This window comes from Pseudomonas sp. SYWMCR5, assembly GCF_057197165.1.
Window position 1 is genome coordinate 144,936 of record NZ_JBXUNH010000001.1, and the last position, 14,612, is coordinate 159,547.

Sequence of the window (14,612 nt, forward strand, 5' to 3'; positions counted from 1 at the left end):
GCGGTCGCCTTCTTCTGTTCGCCTGACTCAGAAGTCGTCTTCGACTTCGCCGTCCTTGACCTTGAACTCGCGGTTCTGCAGGTAGGCGTTGCGGATGAAAATGTACTTGTCGCCCTGCATCAGCTTCTCTGCCGACAGCAGGCTGGCGCGGGTATCGATCACGTTCAGGGCGAAGATCGAGTTGCGGGTCGGTACATGATCGATATAGCGGTAGGGTTCGGTGAAGGAGTCCGGGTACTTGGACAGGCCGTCACGCACCGTGCTTGGCCCAAGCAGCGGAATGACCACGTATGGCCCGCTGGGCACGCCCCAGTAGCCAAGGGTCTGGCCGAAATCTTCGTCGTTGCGCTGCAGTCCCATGCGGGTGCCGACGTCGATGAAGCCACCCAGGCCGAATGTGGTGTTGACGATCAGCCGCGCCGTGTCGATGCCTGCGGCGCGAGGCTTGAGCTGCAGGACATTGTTGACCAGGTTGCCGACGTCGCCCAGGTTCAGGAAGACATTGTGAATGCCGTCCTCGAGGAACTGCGGGGTGACGGCCTGATAGCCCTGGGCCAACGGCTTGAGGGCGTAGGTATCAATGGTGTCGTTGAACCTGAAGATCGGTCGATTGACCACTTCCCAAGGATCTTCCTCGGTCGCCGCCTGAGTGGCGGCCACAGGCGCCAGCAACAGGCTGGCACAGACACAGGCCTGGGTGATTCGCTCGATCACACCGGCACCGATCCTCTGCATAGATGTTTCTCCATCGGATTTCACGGTGGCAGCCGCCTGAAGGCGGTGCTGGATAGTGCGCCAGTATAAAGGCAATCTGGCAGGCAGCCAGCATTACACACCTTTGTTCAACATTTTGTGAACAAGAGTTTCATCTTCCAACTGTCATCCGACCGTCATGAAGGGCGTTTAGCCTGCGGTGTATTTCAGGGATGTTGCCATGCACGAAGCACCTGCCCTCACTGCTGTGCTGTTCGGCCTGCGCGGCTGCCTGGTCCAGACCGCGAACGGCAGCCCCCTGCCCGCCCCTGGCGCCCTGGACACCCTAGAACAGCTGCGGCGCCAGCAAGTACCCTGCATCTGGCTGGACGATCTGCACAACCATCAAGGCGAGCGTCTGGCCAGCGTGCTCCCGGACTGGCTGCCCGGCCAGGTCGCCAACGGTTCGCCATGGCCTTCACCGAATGCCTGCTGGCATGCCTTGATGTCATTGAACAGTGATCGCCTCGACGGCTGCGTACTGGTCAGTGGCGAGCCGCGCCTGTTGCAGTCGGGCCTGAACGCCGGATTGTGGACGGTCGGCCTCGCCGCCTGCAGCCCGTCGTGCGACCAGGCATCGAATCTGTGGCAAGCCATGAGCGTACAGGAGCAGGAGTTGGCCCGCGGCAAAGCCACCCTCGAGCTGTTCGGCCTGGGCGTGCATTCGGTGATCGACCACCTGGAATCACTGGAAACCTGCCTCGCGGACATCGCTCAGCGGCGGCGCAAGGGTGAAAAACCCTGACACAGCGTCGTTGATGCCGGTCATGCAAAGCGCCGGCAAGTGGATTACGCTTGAAGTCAGGCCAGAACCTTTGCCGCTTCGCCGAGGTCCATGGCTTGCCAAGTCATTGATGGAGAACAGCCAATGCCCGCCCGCGAATTGCAAGAGCGCCTCAACAGCCTGCGCGAGCAACTGGATCGAAACGTACCGCTGTCGGAAGAAGAACTCGCCAGCCTGCATGAAGAAGCGCGACAGATCGAAGCGCAACTGAAGCTCGAAGAGGCCACGCCAGACAACAACCTGGTCGATGGCGTGAACCTGGCCATCGAGCGCTTCGAAGCCGATCACCCGGACCTCACGGCGACGCTGCGCAGCATTGCCAACTCGCTGCACAGCATGGGGATCTGATTTCACCACCCGGCGCCGCCCTGCAGTCAGCGCACGCTCTGCAGGAGCGGCCTCGCGCTGCTTGGGGCGCCAAGCATTGACCTTACTGCCGCACCAACCGCCCGTTGCGCGCACTGATCGGCCCGTTGCTGCGGTACGGGTTGATGTCCAACCCACCCCGGCGCACATAACGCGCATACACCGTCAGATGCTCAGGCTTCAGCAGGCGCAACAGGTCCAGGTAGATCCGCTCGACGCACTGCTCATGGAAGTCGGCATGCTGGCGGAAGCTCACCAGATAGGTCAGCAGGCTGGCATGATCCAGCGCGCTGCCCTTGTACTCGACCACCACACTCCCCCAGTCAGGCTGGCCGGTGACTGGGCAGTTGGACTTGAGCAGGTGGCTGTGCAGCGTTTCTTCGACGATACGCTCCGAGTTGCAGCTCAGCAGCTCAGGCTGGGGTTGCTCGTAGTTGCTGATGCTCACATCCAGCGCATCGATGCACTGGCCCGGCAAGGCCACCACCCCCTGCTGCTCGACTTCACCCAGCGTTCGAACCTGAACACTCACAGGCTTGCCTGCCGCAGCGGACAGGTCCTTCTCCAGGCATGCCTGCAGCTCGCCGATCGATGCGAACACCGTCTGGTTCAACGAGTTGAGGTAGAGCTTGAACGACTTGGACTCGATGATGTTCGGCGAGTCGGCCGGGATGGCGAACTCGCCGATGGCCACCACCGGTTTGCCGGAGGGCAGCAACCACGACAGTTCGAAGCAGTTCCAGTAGTCCACGCCCTGCCACGGCAGGGTCTGTGCGGTCACGCCCAGCTCGGCCCATTTGGCCGTGCGTGGGATCGGAAACAGCAGCGACGGAGTGTAGGTGGCGATGTATTCGCTGGACTTGCCCAGCGGGGAGTGTTCGGCGGCGGGATGCATGTATCTGACCTGAAAGCGCGGGAATGGCGCCATTCTACCGGTTTTGCAGCCCGCCTTGGGGATGAAGTCACTCGATGGTCAACTGACCGACCATGCCCGCCTGATAGTGGCCCGGCACATTGCAGGCGAACTCGATGGGTGCCGACTTGCGGAAGGTCCAGGTCAGCTCGGCGCGCTGCCCGGGCTGGACCAGCACAGTGTTGCCCTGATCATGCCCGTTGCCGCCATGGCCCATCTGGCTGTGGTCCATCCCGGCCATGTTGCCATGGTCCATGCCCGCCATGGCCGCCATCTCCTTCTGGTGCTCGACGTGCATGGCCTTGTCACCCAGGTTGAACTCATGAGCCAGCTTGCCTTCGTTGATCACCACGAAGCGCACCGTCTCGCCGGCCTTGACCTGCAGGCTCTTGGGCTCGAAGGCGATATCCTTGAGCACCACATCGACGGTACGGGTGGCCTTGGAGGCCGGCGCCGGTTCGCCGAAGCCGAAGGCCTTGGCGCCATCGGCGAAGACCGGCAGGCTGACCACGGCGAGGGTAGCGGCGAGAATCAAATGTTTCATGGCAACTCCGGTTTGTGCGCTAGAGATGGACCCACTCTAGGGCCATAGGACTGGCGGCTGGCTGACAGGCAGATTACAAGTTTGTCAGCTTGGGCGCGCTTGCCGATCGTCACGTATCATTTGAGCCAATGCTGCGGCACGACACTCCGGGCTGTTCTATGAAAACTGGAGTGCTTGTGCGCTTACCTTTTTGACAATGGACAGTGCATGAAACTGCTGATCGTCGAAGACCAGGCCAAGACCGGCCAATACCTGCGCCAGGGCCTGAGCGAAGCCGGTTTTGCCACGGAGCTGGCCGGCGACGGCGAAACGGGTCAATTCCTCGCGCTCACCGGCGACCATGACCTGCTGATCCTGGATGTCATGCTGCCTGGCCGGGATGGCTGGCAGATCCTTCAGGCGGTGCGCCAGGCCGGGCTGGACACGCCGGTATTGTTCCTTACCGCGCGTGACGCTGTCGAAGACCGCGTCCATGGCCTGGAGCTGGGTGCCGACGATTATCTGGTCAAACCCTTTGCCTTCTCCGAACTGCTGGCCCGGGTACGTAGCCTGCTGCGCCGCGGTGCCAGCTCCTCCCAGGACACCACCCTGGCCCTGGCCGACCTGCGCCTGGACCTGATCCGTCGCCGCGCCGAGCGCGCCGGCAGCCGCATCGACCTGACCGCCAAGGAATTCGCCCTGCTCGAGTTGCTGCTGCGGCGCCAGGGCGAGGTGCTGCCCAAATCGCTGATCGCTTCGCAGGTGTGGGACATGAATTTCGACAGCGACACCAATGTGATCGAGGTCGCGATCCGTCGCCTGCGCCTGAAGATCGACGACAACCACGCCAACAAGCTGATCCATACCGTGCGCGGCATGGGCTACGTGCTCGAGGAGCGCCACGACTGATGCCCCGACTCTCCCTCGGCGGGCGCCTGGCCCTGCTGTTCGCGGCCTGCACCGCCGCCGTTTCGCTGAGCGCCGGGTTGCTGTTCAGCCATGCCAGTGAGCGCCACTTCGTCGAGCTCGACCAGCAGTTGCTCAGCGCTCGCCTCTCGCAATTGCGTGCGCACCTGGCCGATGTCGACTCCCGCGCAGCCTTGGACGACCACCTGCCGGCGCTGCGCGGCGAGCTCAGCCATCAGTCGGACCTGGCCCTGCGCATTCGCGGCAACGACGGTACGCTGTGGTTCGACAGCCGCGCAGGCTTGCCGCAAGAGCCCCGCCAGCCGGGCCTGGCCACCCTGCACAGTGACGGCATGGACTACCGCAGCCTGTGCCAGGCCTTGCCAAACGCTCAGATCACCTTGTTTCTCGACATCACCCACCATCAGCACTTTCTGCAACGCATGCAGCAGCTGATCTGGCTGACCGTCGGGCTCTGCGCGCTGGCCACAGCCCTCCTCGGCGCCTGGGCTGCACGCCGAGGCTTGCGACCGTTGCGCCAGATGGGCGCGGTGGCCGCCAGCGTCAATGCGCGCTCGCTCACCACTCGCCTGCCAGTGGCGCAACTGCCTGAAGAACTCGCCGAGCTCGGCCAGACCGTCAACGCCATGCTGCAACGCCTGGATGATGCCTTTCAGCGCCTCTCGGCGTTTTCCGCCGACATCGCCCATGAGCTGCGCACGCCGCTGTCAAATCTGCTGACCCACACCCAGGTCACCCTCACCCGCCCCCGCAGCCTGGAGGAATACCGCGAAGCCCTTCACGGCAACCTCGAAGAACTGCAGCACATGGCGCAGATGGTCAACGACATGCTGTTCCTGGCCAAGGCCGACCACGGTCTGCTGATGCCCAGCCGACAGGCCCTGGACCTGGCGACCGAGACCGACGCACTGCTGGAGTACTACGCGCCACTGGCCGAGGATGCCGGCATCACCCTGCTGCGCCGCGGCGAAGCGCAAACAGCGGGCGACCGGCACATGCTGCGCCGAGCCCTGTCCAACCTGCTGGACAACGCGCTGCGCTTCACCCCGCCTGGTGGGACCATCGAGGTGACGCTGTCACCGGGATTGCACATAGAGATCGCCAATACCGGCCCCGCGATAGCAGCGCAGGCGCTGCCGCGCCTGTTCGACCGCTTCTATCGGGAGGATCCGATGCGCCATGAAGGAAGCAGCGAGCATGCCGGGCTGGGACTTGCGATCACCCGATCCATCGTACTGGCCCATGGCGGGGGGATTCAGGCTCGCTGTGAAGGGGGATGGACACGCTTCGTGATCGACCTGCCCCAGACAGGCTGAGGCAGGCTGGCGTGGGCCACACGTCACTCGTAGCGCAATGCCATTGCAGGCTCGATCTGCGACGCGCGATAGGCCGGATACAACGTGGCCAGGAAGCTCATCACCAAGCCCGCGATACAGATGATCGCGACATCGCCCCACTGCAACTGCGACGGCAGGCTGCTGATGAAGTACATGTCGGAGGTGAAGATATGCTGGCCGCTGGTGCGTTCCAGCCAACCGACGATGGCGCTGACGTTGAGCGCACCGATCACGCCCAACACCCCGCCGATCAGGGTGCCGACGATACCGATCAGGCTGCCCTGGACCATGAAGGTGCCCATGATCTGCGCCGGCGTCGCCCCGATGGTGCGCAGAATCGCGATGTCGGCGCCCTTGTCGTTCACCACCATCACCAGAGTGGCGATGATGTTGAACGCTGCCACGGCAATGATCATCAGCAGCAGCAGTCCGATCATGGTCTTTTCCATCTTCATCGCACTGAACAGGCTGCCCTGGGTGTGCGACCAGTCATCGGCGCGGTAGGCATCGCCCAGGCCCGAAGCGATCGCCTTGGACACCTGCGGTGCAGCGTACAGGTCGTGCAGCTTCAGGCGTACGCCCTGCACCTGGCCCGGCGCCCAGCGTTGCATCTCGCCGGCGTCGGCCATATGGATGTAGGCCTGCGAACCATCCAGCTCGGCACCGACCTTGAAGATGCCGACCACGGTCAGGCGCTGCATGCGCGGGGTGATACCACCAGGCGCACTGCTCACCTCCGGGACGATCAGGGTGACCTTGTCGCCGGTGTTCAGACGAAAGCGACGGGCCGTCAGTTCCCCGAGCACCACGCCATACTCACCCGGCTGCAGGGCTTGCAAGGCCCCCTGGACGATATGCTGGCCGACGATGGAGACCTTGCCCTCCTGCGCCGGGTCGATACCGCTGACCTGGATCGGCTGCATCGCGCCCTTGTAGGAGAGCATGCCTTCCATTTCCGTCAGAGGCGCCGCGGCGATAACCGCCGGATTCTTCAGCGCGGTTTCGGCAACACTTTGCCAGTTATCCAGCGGCTGTACGCCAAGGATGCTGGCATGGGGCACCAGCCCCAGCACGCGCGAGCTCATCTCACGCTGGAAACCGTTCATCACCGACAACACCACGATCATCGCCAGCACGCCCAGGGAAAGGCCGATCATCGAGGTCATGGAGATGAACGAGATGAAGTGATTGCGGCGCTTGGCACGGGTGTAGCGGGCACCGATGAACAAGGGCAAGGGTCTGAACATGTACGCGAACACCCAGTTGAACAGTAGATTGGGGCCGCGCAGGCAGCCCCATGCAATCAGATCGAGACCAGACGACCGTCTTCCAGGCTCAGCACACGGTCCATCTTGCGTGCCAGGCTCAGGTCGTGGGTCACCACCAGGAACGCCGTGCGCGACGCCGTCGACAGTTCCTGCATCAGTTCCTGGATCCCCAGGGCGGTGTGGTGGTCGAGGTTGCCGGTGGGTTCGTCGAGCATCACCAGGCCCGGCTGGTTGACCAGCGCACGGGCAATCGCCACGCGCTGGCGCTCACCGCCGGACAGCTCGGCAGGTTTGTGATTCAGTCGATGGCCAAGGCCTACACGCTTGAGCAGCGCCTCAGCCCGCTGACGTGCTTCCGGGATGGGTGTACGACCGATCAGCAGCGGCATGCAGACGTTTTCCAGTGCCGTGAATTCTGCCAGCAGGTGGTGGAACTGATAGACGAAACCCAGGGCGCGGTTGCGCAGCAAGCCGCGATCACGCTCGCCAAGCGCCGAAAGTTCTTCCCCGGCCAGCCAGACGCTGCCTTGGGTTGGCGTATCGAGGCCGCCCAGCAGGTTGAGCAGCGTGCTCTTGCCAGAGCCGGAGCTACCGACGATGGCCACCCGCTCACCCGGGTGCAGTTCCAGGCTCAGGCCCGACAACACCTGCACCGACTCCGGGCCCTCGTCATAGGACTTGCCCAGGTTGCGGCAACTCAGTACGGCTTTATCACTCATGCGCGACTCACTCATAACGTAGCGCCTCTGCAGGCTGGGTGCGCGCTGCACGCCAGGCCGGATACAGGGTGGCGAGGAAACTCAGGACCAGCGCCGCACCGCAGACCATCCACACGTCCTGGGCGATGATCTGCGACGGCAGGTAATCGATGAAGTACACATCGGCATTGAGGAACTTGTGCCCGATCAGGGTCTCGACGCCAGCGATCGCCGCACTGACGTTGAGCGCGGCGATGATCCCGACCACCGCGCCGATCAGTGTGCCGACCACGCCGATCACCGTGCCCTGGACCATGAAGATCGCCATGATCTGCCGGGGCGTGGCGCCAAGCGTACGCAGGATGGCAATGTCGCCACGCTTGTCATTGACCACCATCACCAGGGTGGAAATGATGTTGAACGCCGCCACCGCGACGATCAGCAGCAGGAGCAGGCCGATGATCGACTTCTCCATGCGAATCGCCTGGTACAGGTTGCCCTGGGTGCGGGTCCAGTCGCGGGCGTAGTACTGGTGCTCGCCCAGCTGCTGGACGATGCTCCAGGCCTCGCGCGGCGCCTTGAACAGGTCATCGAACTTCAGGCGCAGGCCTTGCACCTGGTCGGCCTTCCAGCGGTGCAGGCGCGAAAGGTCGGAGAGGTTGGTCAGCCCCAGGTAGCCGTCGATCTCGCCGGCGCCGACATGGAAGGTGCCGACCACGGTAAAGCGCTTCATGCGCGGGAACATCCCGGCCGGGGTGATGCTCACCTCGGGCGCGACGAACGTGACCTTGTCGCCGACCTTCACACCCAGCTTGGTGGCGGCCTTGTCACCGATGAGGATGCCCCATTCGCCGGGCGCCAACTGGTCGAGGCTGCCCTGCTGCAGGAAGTTGTCGATGATCGACACCTCACGCTCGCGATCCGGCTGGATGCCGTTGAGCAGCATCTTCTGCACCTTGCCGTCATGGGTGAGCAGCCCCTGCATCTGCGTGAAGGGCGCGACCGCCTGCACGTGCGGATTCTGCTTTACTTGTTGAGCAAGGGCCTGCCAGTCGCCGATGGGCTGGTCGCCCTCGATGGTGGCGTGGGGAACCATGCCAAGGACGCGGGTGCGCATCTCGTGATCGAAGCCATTCATCACCGACAGCACCACGATCATCACTACCACGCCCAGGGCAAGGCCGATCATCGAGGTCAGGGAAATGAACGAGACGAAATGGTTGCGTCGCTTGGCACGGGTGTAGCGCGTACCGATGAATACGAAGAGAGGTCTGAACATGTCGGGGCTTGTTCGGATGAAAGGGAACGTCCTGGTGGCGAGGCGCCTACGGCGGCTTTACACTCGGACCACCGCCGCAACCATGGGTTCGCCATGACGACATTAGACGAAGAAGATCGCCGGGAATACTACCGCATCGAAGACAGGATCGCACTGGAAATCAGCCCCTTGAGCGCCGCCGAAGCCCTTGAGCCAGAACTGTTGCAGGATGATTCACCGCTGTTCAACCTGCTCAGCGAGCTGCACCTGTCGGACTTCGAATCCCAGCACTTGCTGCGCCAGCTCAGCGACAAGGACCGTACCCTGGCTGCCTTCCTGCGCGCCCAGAACAAACGCCTCGACCTGCTCAGCGCGGTAGTCGCGCACACGCTGATCGGCGAGATCGGCCAGCCGCAGCGGGTGATCATCTCCGAAGGCGGTGTCGAGTTCGCCCAGGCGCAGCAGATCGCGCCCGGCACCCGGGTCAAGGTGAAGATGGTGCTGATGCCACGCGCCCACGGCCTGTTGCTGCGTGGCCGCGTCACCCACTGCGACCCGCGCCCCGAAGGCGATTTCGAGGTTGGCACCGAGTTCATCGACATGACCGATGCCCAGCGCCAGCTCCTGGCCCGCTACATCCTGCAGCGCCAGCAACAGCAGCGGCGTCAGCAGATCGAACAGAACAATCCGCAATCCTGAGCCTTTTCCCTTTTGACCTGAAGGAACGAACGTGACCCTGATCTACGGCCATCGCGGCGCCAAGGGCGAAGCGCCCGAGAATACCCTGACCAGCTTCCGCCAGTGCCTGTCGCACGGCGTCGACCGTTGCGAGCTGGACCTGCACCTGTCGGCCGACAACGAGCTGATGGTGATCCATGACCCGACCCTCAAGCGCACCACTGGGCGACGCGGCAAGGTCGTCGAACACTCGGCAGCGGACCTGGTCACCTACGACGCACGCAAGGGCGGCCCCGGACATGTGCAGCCCTGTCCTATTCCGCGCCTTGAAGAGCTGTTTGAGAAATGCGCCTTTGCCCACTGGCAGCTGGAGGTCAAGAGTGCTTCGCGCACCCGCGCGGCAAGCACGGTGCTGGCGATTCGCGAACTGGCCCAACAGTATGGCCTGCTCGACAAGGTGACCATCACCTCGAGCTCGCGGGAAGTGCTGGGGGCAGCGCAGGAACTGGTGCCCGACATCGCGCGCGGGCTGGTTGCCGAGTACGCCTGGCTCGACCCGCTGAAAGTCGCACAGAACTATGGCTGCGAGATGCTCGCGCTGAACTGGACACTGTGCACCCCCGAACGCCTGCTCAAGGCGCAGAAGCAGGGTTTGCATGTGTCGGTGTGGACGGTCAACGAGCCGGCGCTGATGCGCCGACTCGCCGATTTTGGCGTGGACAGCCTGATTACAGACTTTCCCGGTTTGGCCAAGACCACCCTCGGGTAGGGCTGAAATCGGTCTCCCCGACCGGCTCAGGCCACCGGCCGGAGCCGCTCAAAAAAGCCGGTTCAGACCGTCGTAGGCAGCTACCCGATAGGCTTCGGCCATGGTCGGGTAGTTGAAGGTGGTGTTGACGAAGTACTTGAGATTGTTCAGCTCACCCGGCTGGTTCATGATCGCCTGGCCGATGTGGACAATCTCCGAAGCCTGGTAACCGAAGCAGTGCACGCCAAGGATTTCCAGGGTTTCGCGGTGGAACAGGATCTTCAGCATGCCCTGCGGCTCGCCGGCGATCTGCGCACGCGCCATGCTCTTGAAGAACGCCTTGCCCACTTCGTATGGCACCTTGGCCTGGGTCAGCTCCTGCTCGTTCTTGCCGATCGAGCTGATCTCCGGAATGGTATAGATACCGGTCGGCACGTCGTTGACGAAGCGCCAGCTGCCGTTGTCGACGATGCTGCCGGCCGCCGAACGGCCCTGGTCGTGGGCGGCGCTGGCCAGGCTCGGCCAACCGATCACGTCACCGGCACCGTAGATGTTCGGCACACTGGTGCGGTAGTTCTCGTCGACCTCGATCTGGCCGCGGCTGTTGACCTTGATGCCGATGTTCTCAAGGCCAAGCTTGTCGGTGTTGCCGGTACGGCCGTTGCACCACAGCAAGGCGTCGGCCTTGATCTTCTTGCCCGACTTCAGGTGCAGGATCACCCCGTTGTCCAGGCCCTCGACACGCTCGTACTCCTCGTTATGGCGTACGGTGATGTTGTTGTTGCTGAAGTGGTAGCTCAGCGCCTGGGAGATTTCCGAATCCAGGAAGCTCAGCAGTTGGCCACGGTTGTCGACCAGCTCGACCAGCACACCCAGGCCACTGAAGATCGAGGCGTATTCGCAACCGATCACCCCGGCACCGTAGACGATCAGCTTGCGCGGCGTGTGGCTCAGGCTGAGGATGGTGTCGCTGTCATAGACGCGCGGGTGGTGGAAGTCGATGTCGGCCGGGCGATAAGGGCGCGAGCCGGTGGCAATGATGATGTGCTTGGCGTTGAGCTTCTCGACCACGCCGTTGGGGCAGACCACTTCGACGGTCTGCTCGTCGGCGAAGCTGCCAGTGCCGACGAACACGTCGACGCGGTTGCGCGCGTAGTAGCCGGTGCGCGAGGCAACCTGCTTGGAAATCACCTTCTCGGCGCTCTTGAGCACGTCGGGGAAGGAGAACCAGCGCGGCTCACCAATAGCGCGGAACATCGGGTTGGTGTTGAACTGCATGATCTGCCGCACCGAGTGACGCAGTGCCTTGGACGGGATGGTGCCCAGGTGGGTGCAGTTGCCGCCGACCTGGCGACGGCTGTCGACCATTGCGACCTTGCGCCCCGCTTTGGCGGCGTTCATTGCCGCGCCTTCTCCGGCCGGGCCGGAACCCAGCACCACTACGTCGTAGTTGTAGACAGCCATGCGTACTCCTTCAGAACTGGCCCGCCGGCCGGCTGGCCGCGGGGCTCATCATGCCGCCGGGGCGCCATGAAAAAATTCGGGTGCAGTCTAATCAAGCGTGAACGCCGCGCACATTAACCCTTGGTCGCGTCGTAGGCCATCTTTGCCTGCACTACATGTCATTTCGCCGTTTCCGTGGCCGCGATCATCCGTGCCCTGACTTTCACCCGCCTTTCAACACCCGCTGGAAACCTGGCGTGGAACGGGAGACGAAACCACCCTCGACCCGGGTCACCAATACGGCAGCGATGCCGTGGGCCACAGCAAAATCCCAGCCGCGCTCGGGCCCGAGAATCAACAGCAGCGTCGAGTAACCGTCGGCGATCAGCGCCGAGCGGTCCAGCACGGTGACCGCAGCCAGATCGTGCACCACCGGACGCCCCAGGCGGGCATCGAAGGTGTGCGAATAGCGCCGGCCATTGTCGTCGAAATAGTTGCGGTAGTCACCCGAGGTCGACACCGACAGGCCATCGATGGCTATCACCTGGCGAGCGATCTGGCGATCCTCGCGCGGCAGTTCCAGTGCGATGCGCCAAGGGCTGCCATCGGGCTTGCGGCCTGCGGCCTGCAACTCGCCGGTGGCTTCGGCGACAAAGCTGTCGATACCCATCGCCCGCAGGCGCTCGGCGATCAGGTCGACGGCGTGACCGGCAGCGATGCTGTTGAAGTCCAACTCCAGCGCAACGTCCTTGCACAGACGCTCGCCGTCGATGTGCAGGTGACGATAACCTACGCGCTGACGGGCCAAAGCCAGGGCCTGGGGATCGGGCACCTGCTCCTGGCGGGCCTGCGGGCCGAAACCCCACAAGTTGAGCAGTGGCTCGACACTGAGGTCGAACGCCCCCTCGCTCACATCGGCCAGGTGCTGGCCGAAGGTGACCAGCTCGAGCATGCCCTGCGGGATGGTCAGACATTGATTGGCCGGCAATTGGTTGAAACGGCTGACAACGGAGTCGTCACGGTAGGTGGAGTAATACGCGTCGATGCCATGCAGGATGGTTTCGACTGCCTCGCGCACCTGGCTCGGCGCCGGGCCGCCGGGGCTGCGAACATACTGGATGCTGTAGCTGCTACCCATGGTCGGACCGCCCAGGCGCTCCAGCGTGGGTTGCTGGTCGCAGGCCGATAGCAGCATCAGGATAAGCAGGAAGGCTTTGCGCAAGATTCAGATTCTCGGTTGCCTGTGCCGCTTCTGTGGCGGGACGAACGTTTACCTTTGCCGGGCCGGCACAGACACAACATAAAAAAAACGGGAACCCGAAGGTTCCCGTTTTTTCATCGCCTTACAAGCCTATCAGCGTGGAAACGCTGGCGGGTTCACACCGGCCATTTCTTCCATCACGCGAACGACCTGGCAGCTGTAACCGAATTCGTTGTCGTACCAGACGTACAGGACAACACGGTTATCGTTGCAGATGGTCGCTTCGGCATCGACCACACCGGCGTGGCGCGAGCCGACGAAGTCGGTCGAAACCACTTCCTGGGAGCTGACGTAGTCGATCTGCTTGTGCAGTTCCGAGTGCATGGCGGTCTGGCGCAGGTACTCGTTGAGCTCTTCGCGGTTGGTGGCCTTTTCCAGGTTCAGGTTCAGGATGGCCATCGACACGTTCGGTGTCGGTACGCGAATGGCGTTGCCGGTCAACTTGCCCTTGAGCACTGGCAGTGCCTTGGCTGCGGCAGTGGCGGCGCCGGTTTCGGTGATGACCATGTTCAGCGGCGCGGCACGACCGCGACGGCTGCCCTTGTGGAAGTTGTCGATCAGGTTCTGGTCGTTGGTGAACGAGTGAACGGTCTCGACGTGGCCGTTGACGATGCCGTACTGGTCGTTGATGGCCTTGAGCACCGGCACGATGGCGTTGGTGGTGCAGGACGCCGCGGAGATGATCTTGTCATCGGCGGCGATATCGCCATGGTTGATGCCGTGCACGATGTTCTTCAGCGCACCCTTGCCAGGAGCGGTGAGGATCACACGGGCAGCGCCCGGGCAGGCCAGGTGCTGGCCCAGGCCGTCGGCATCACGCCAGACGCCGGTGTTGTCGACGATCAGTGCGTTTTCGATGCCGTACTGGGTGTAGTCGACTTCGCTCGGGCTCTTGGCGTAGATGACCTGGATCAGGTTGCCGTTGGCGGTGATGGTGTTGTTGGCTTCATCGATGGTGATGGTGCCATCGAACGGGCCATGGACCGAATCGCGGCGCAGCAGGCTGGCACGCTTGACCAGGTCGTTCTCGGCGCCCTTGCGCACGACGATGGCACGCAGGCGCAGGCCGTCGCCGCCACCGGTCTTCTCGATCAGGATGCGCGCCAGCAGGCGGCCGATGCGGCCGAAGCCGTACAGGACGACGTCGGTGCCCTTGCGCGCCGAAGCGTTCTGCTGGCCAACCACATCAGCCAGCTCTTCACGGACGAACTGCTCGGCAGTGCGACCGTTGCCTTCCTGCTTGAACTTGTTGGCCAGCTTGCCCAGGTCGACCGAGGCGGCGCCCAGTTTCAGCTCGCTCATGGCTTTGAGCAGGGGGAATGTCTCGTGTACGGACAGTTCGGTCTCGTCGGTCTGACGGTGACGTGCAAAGCGATGCGCTTTGAGGATCGAGATAACCGAACGGTTGATCAGGCTGCGGCCATAGATCGAGCTCACCACATTGTTGTTGCGGTAGAGCTGACCGATAAGCGGGATCATCGCTTCAGCCAGGGCTTCACGATCGATCCACTCACCAAGACACTGGTCGGGCTTCTGAGTCACGGGAACCTTCCACATGTAGGGACAGAAAAAAGGGGCTACATTATGACGCCCCGATGCGTATCGGGCAATGAGCGCCTGTCGCTACCCGCAAAGCCAGCCGCCATGGCCTTTCG

At 63.0% G+C, this 14,612-nt stretch carries 15 protein-coding genes; 6 read left to right on the plus strand and 9 right to left on the minus strand.

The annotated features are described in order from the left end of the window. Positions 1-27 precede the first annotated feature (27 nt). Positions 28-735, minus strand: coding sequence for an MlaA family lipoprotein (locus AC2CGW_RS00625; protein ID WP_186666285.1), 708 nt, complete (start codon positions 733-735; stop codon positions 28-30). A gap of 199 nt (positions 736-934) precedes the next feature. Between AC2CGW_RS00625 and pcrP the strand changes: the two genes are divergently transcribed. Next, the gene (pcrP, locus tag AC2CGW_RS00630) at positions 935-1,498 is read left to right on the plus strand and encodes an HAD superfamily inactivated hydrolase PcrP (RefSeq protein ID WP_186666286.1); all 564 of its coding nucleotides are present in this window, start codon (positions 935-937) and stop codon (positions 1,496-1,498) included. A 123-nt stretch (positions 1,499-1,621) separates the two neighbouring features. Beyond that, on the plus strand, positions 1,622-1,885 hold the full coding sequence (locus AC2CGW_RS00635; RefSeq protein ID WP_063545619.1) for a DUF4404 family protein: 264 nt from the start codon (positions 1,622-1,624) through the stop codon (positions 1,883-1,885). A gap of 82 nt (positions 1,886-1,967) precedes the next feature. Here AC2CGW_RS00635 and queF read toward each other — a convergent pair whose 3' ends face one another. Beyond that, positions 1,968-2,798 (minus strand): NADPH-dependent 7-cyano-7-deazaguanine reductase QueF, encoded by an 831-nt coding sequence (gene queF, locus AC2CGW_RS00640; RefSeq protein WP_186666287.1) that lies wholly within the window; start codon positions 2,796-2,798, stop codon positions 1,968-1,970. A gap of 67 nt (positions 2,799-2,865) precedes the next feature. Further along, positions 2,866-3,360 carry a cupredoxin domain-containing protein gene (locus tag AC2CGW_RS00645; protein ID WP_288376032.1) on the minus strand — a complete coding sequence of 165 codons (495 nt, stop codon included), beginning with the start codon at positions 3,358-3,360 and terminating at the stop codon, positions 2,866-2,868. A gap of 207 nt (positions 3,361-3,567) precedes the next feature. On the opposite strand from AC2CGW_RS00645, the gene cinR reads away from it, so the two are divergent. Both cinR and AC2CGW_RS00655 read left to right on the plus strand, forming a co-directional pair. After that, positions 3,568-4,248, plus strand: coding sequence for a two-component system response regulator CinR (cinR, locus tag AC2CGW_RS00650; protein ID WP_186708364.1), 681 nt, complete (start codon positions 3,568-3,570; stop codon positions 4,246-4,248). Continuing rightward, positions 4,245-5,582 (plus strand): heavy metal sensor histidine kinase, encoded by a 1,338-nt coding sequence (locus AC2CGW_RS00655; RefSeq protein WP_186666669.1) that lies wholly within the window; start codon positions 4,245-4,247, stop codon positions 5,580-5,582. The genes cinR and AC2CGW_RS00655 overlap by 4 nt, the downstream gene beginning before the upstream one ends. Positions 5,583-5,605: 23 nt before the next feature. Here the strand turns inward: AC2CGW_RS00655 and AC2CGW_RS00660 are convergent, their stop codons facing one another. Genes AC2CGW_RS00660 through AC2CGW_RS00670 form a run of 3 tightly spaced genes read right to left on the minus strand, consistent with a single transcriptional unit; the run spans position 5,606 to position 8,848 of the window. Then, positions 5,606-6,850, minus strand: coding sequence for a lipoprotein-releasing ABC transporter permease subunit (locus AC2CGW_RS00660; RefSeq protein WP_186708366.1), 1,245 nt, complete (start codon positions 6,848-6,850; stop codon positions 5,606-5,608). A gap of 56 nt (positions 6,851-6,906) precedes the next feature. Next, on the minus strand, positions 6,907-7,590 hold the full coding sequence (lolD, locus tag AC2CGW_RS00665) for a lipoprotein-releasing ABC transporter ATP-binding protein LolD (RefSeq protein ID WP_186666292.1): 684 nt from the start codon (positions 7,588-7,590) through the stop codon (positions 6,907-6,909). A 7-nt stretch (positions 7,591-7,597) separates the two neighbouring features. Then, positions 7,598-8,848 (minus strand): lipoprotein-releasing ABC transporter permease subunit, encoded by a 1,251-nt coding sequence (locus AC2CGW_RS00670; protein ID WP_065861986.1) that lies wholly within the window; start codon positions 8,846-8,848, stop codon positions 7,598-7,600. A gap of 93 nt (positions 8,849-8,941) precedes the next feature. On the opposite strand from AC2CGW_RS00670, the gene AC2CGW_RS00675 reads away from it, so the two are divergent. Together AC2CGW_RS00675 and AC2CGW_RS00680 are read left to right on the plus strand one after the other, a co-directional pair. Next, positions 8,942-9,526, plus strand: a complete 585-nt coding sequence (locus AC2CGW_RS00675) for a PilZ domain-containing protein (protein ID WP_186666294.1) — start codon at positions 8,942-8,944, stop codon at positions 9,524-9,526. A 31-nt stretch (positions 9,527-9,557) separates the two neighbouring features. Next, entirely contained in the window at positions 9,558-10,274 is a 717-nt protein-coding gene (locus tag AC2CGW_RS00680; RefSeq protein ID WP_125929357.1) for a glycerophosphodiester phosphodiesterase, read from the plus strand. 48 nt (positions 10,275-10,322) lie between these two features. Here the strand turns inward: AC2CGW_RS00680 and sthA are convergent, their stop codons facing one another. From sthA to AC2CGW_RS00695, 3 genes are all read right to left on the minus strand, one after another. Further along, entirely contained in the window at positions 10,323-11,717 is a 1,395-nt protein-coding gene (sthA, locus tag AC2CGW_RS00685) for a Si-specific NAD(P)(+) transhydrogenase (RefSeq protein WP_186666298.1), read from the minus strand. Positions 11,718-11,919: 202 nt separating this feature from the next. Further along, on the minus strand, positions 11,920-12,918 hold the full coding sequence (locus AC2CGW_RS00690) for an FAD:protein FMN transferase (protein ID WP_484573373.1): 999 nt from the start codon (positions 12,916-12,918) through the stop codon (positions 11,920-11,922). Positions 12,919-13,050: 132 nt separating this feature from the next. Beyond that, positions 13,051-14,514 carry a glyceraldehyde-3-phosphate dehydrogenase gene (locus AC2CGW_RS00695; RefSeq protein ID WP_186666302.1) on the minus strand — a complete coding sequence of 488 codons (1,464 nt, stop codon included), beginning with the start codon at positions 14,512-14,514 and terminating at the stop codon, positions 13,051-13,053. Positions 14,515-14,612: the final 98 nt, after the last annotated feature.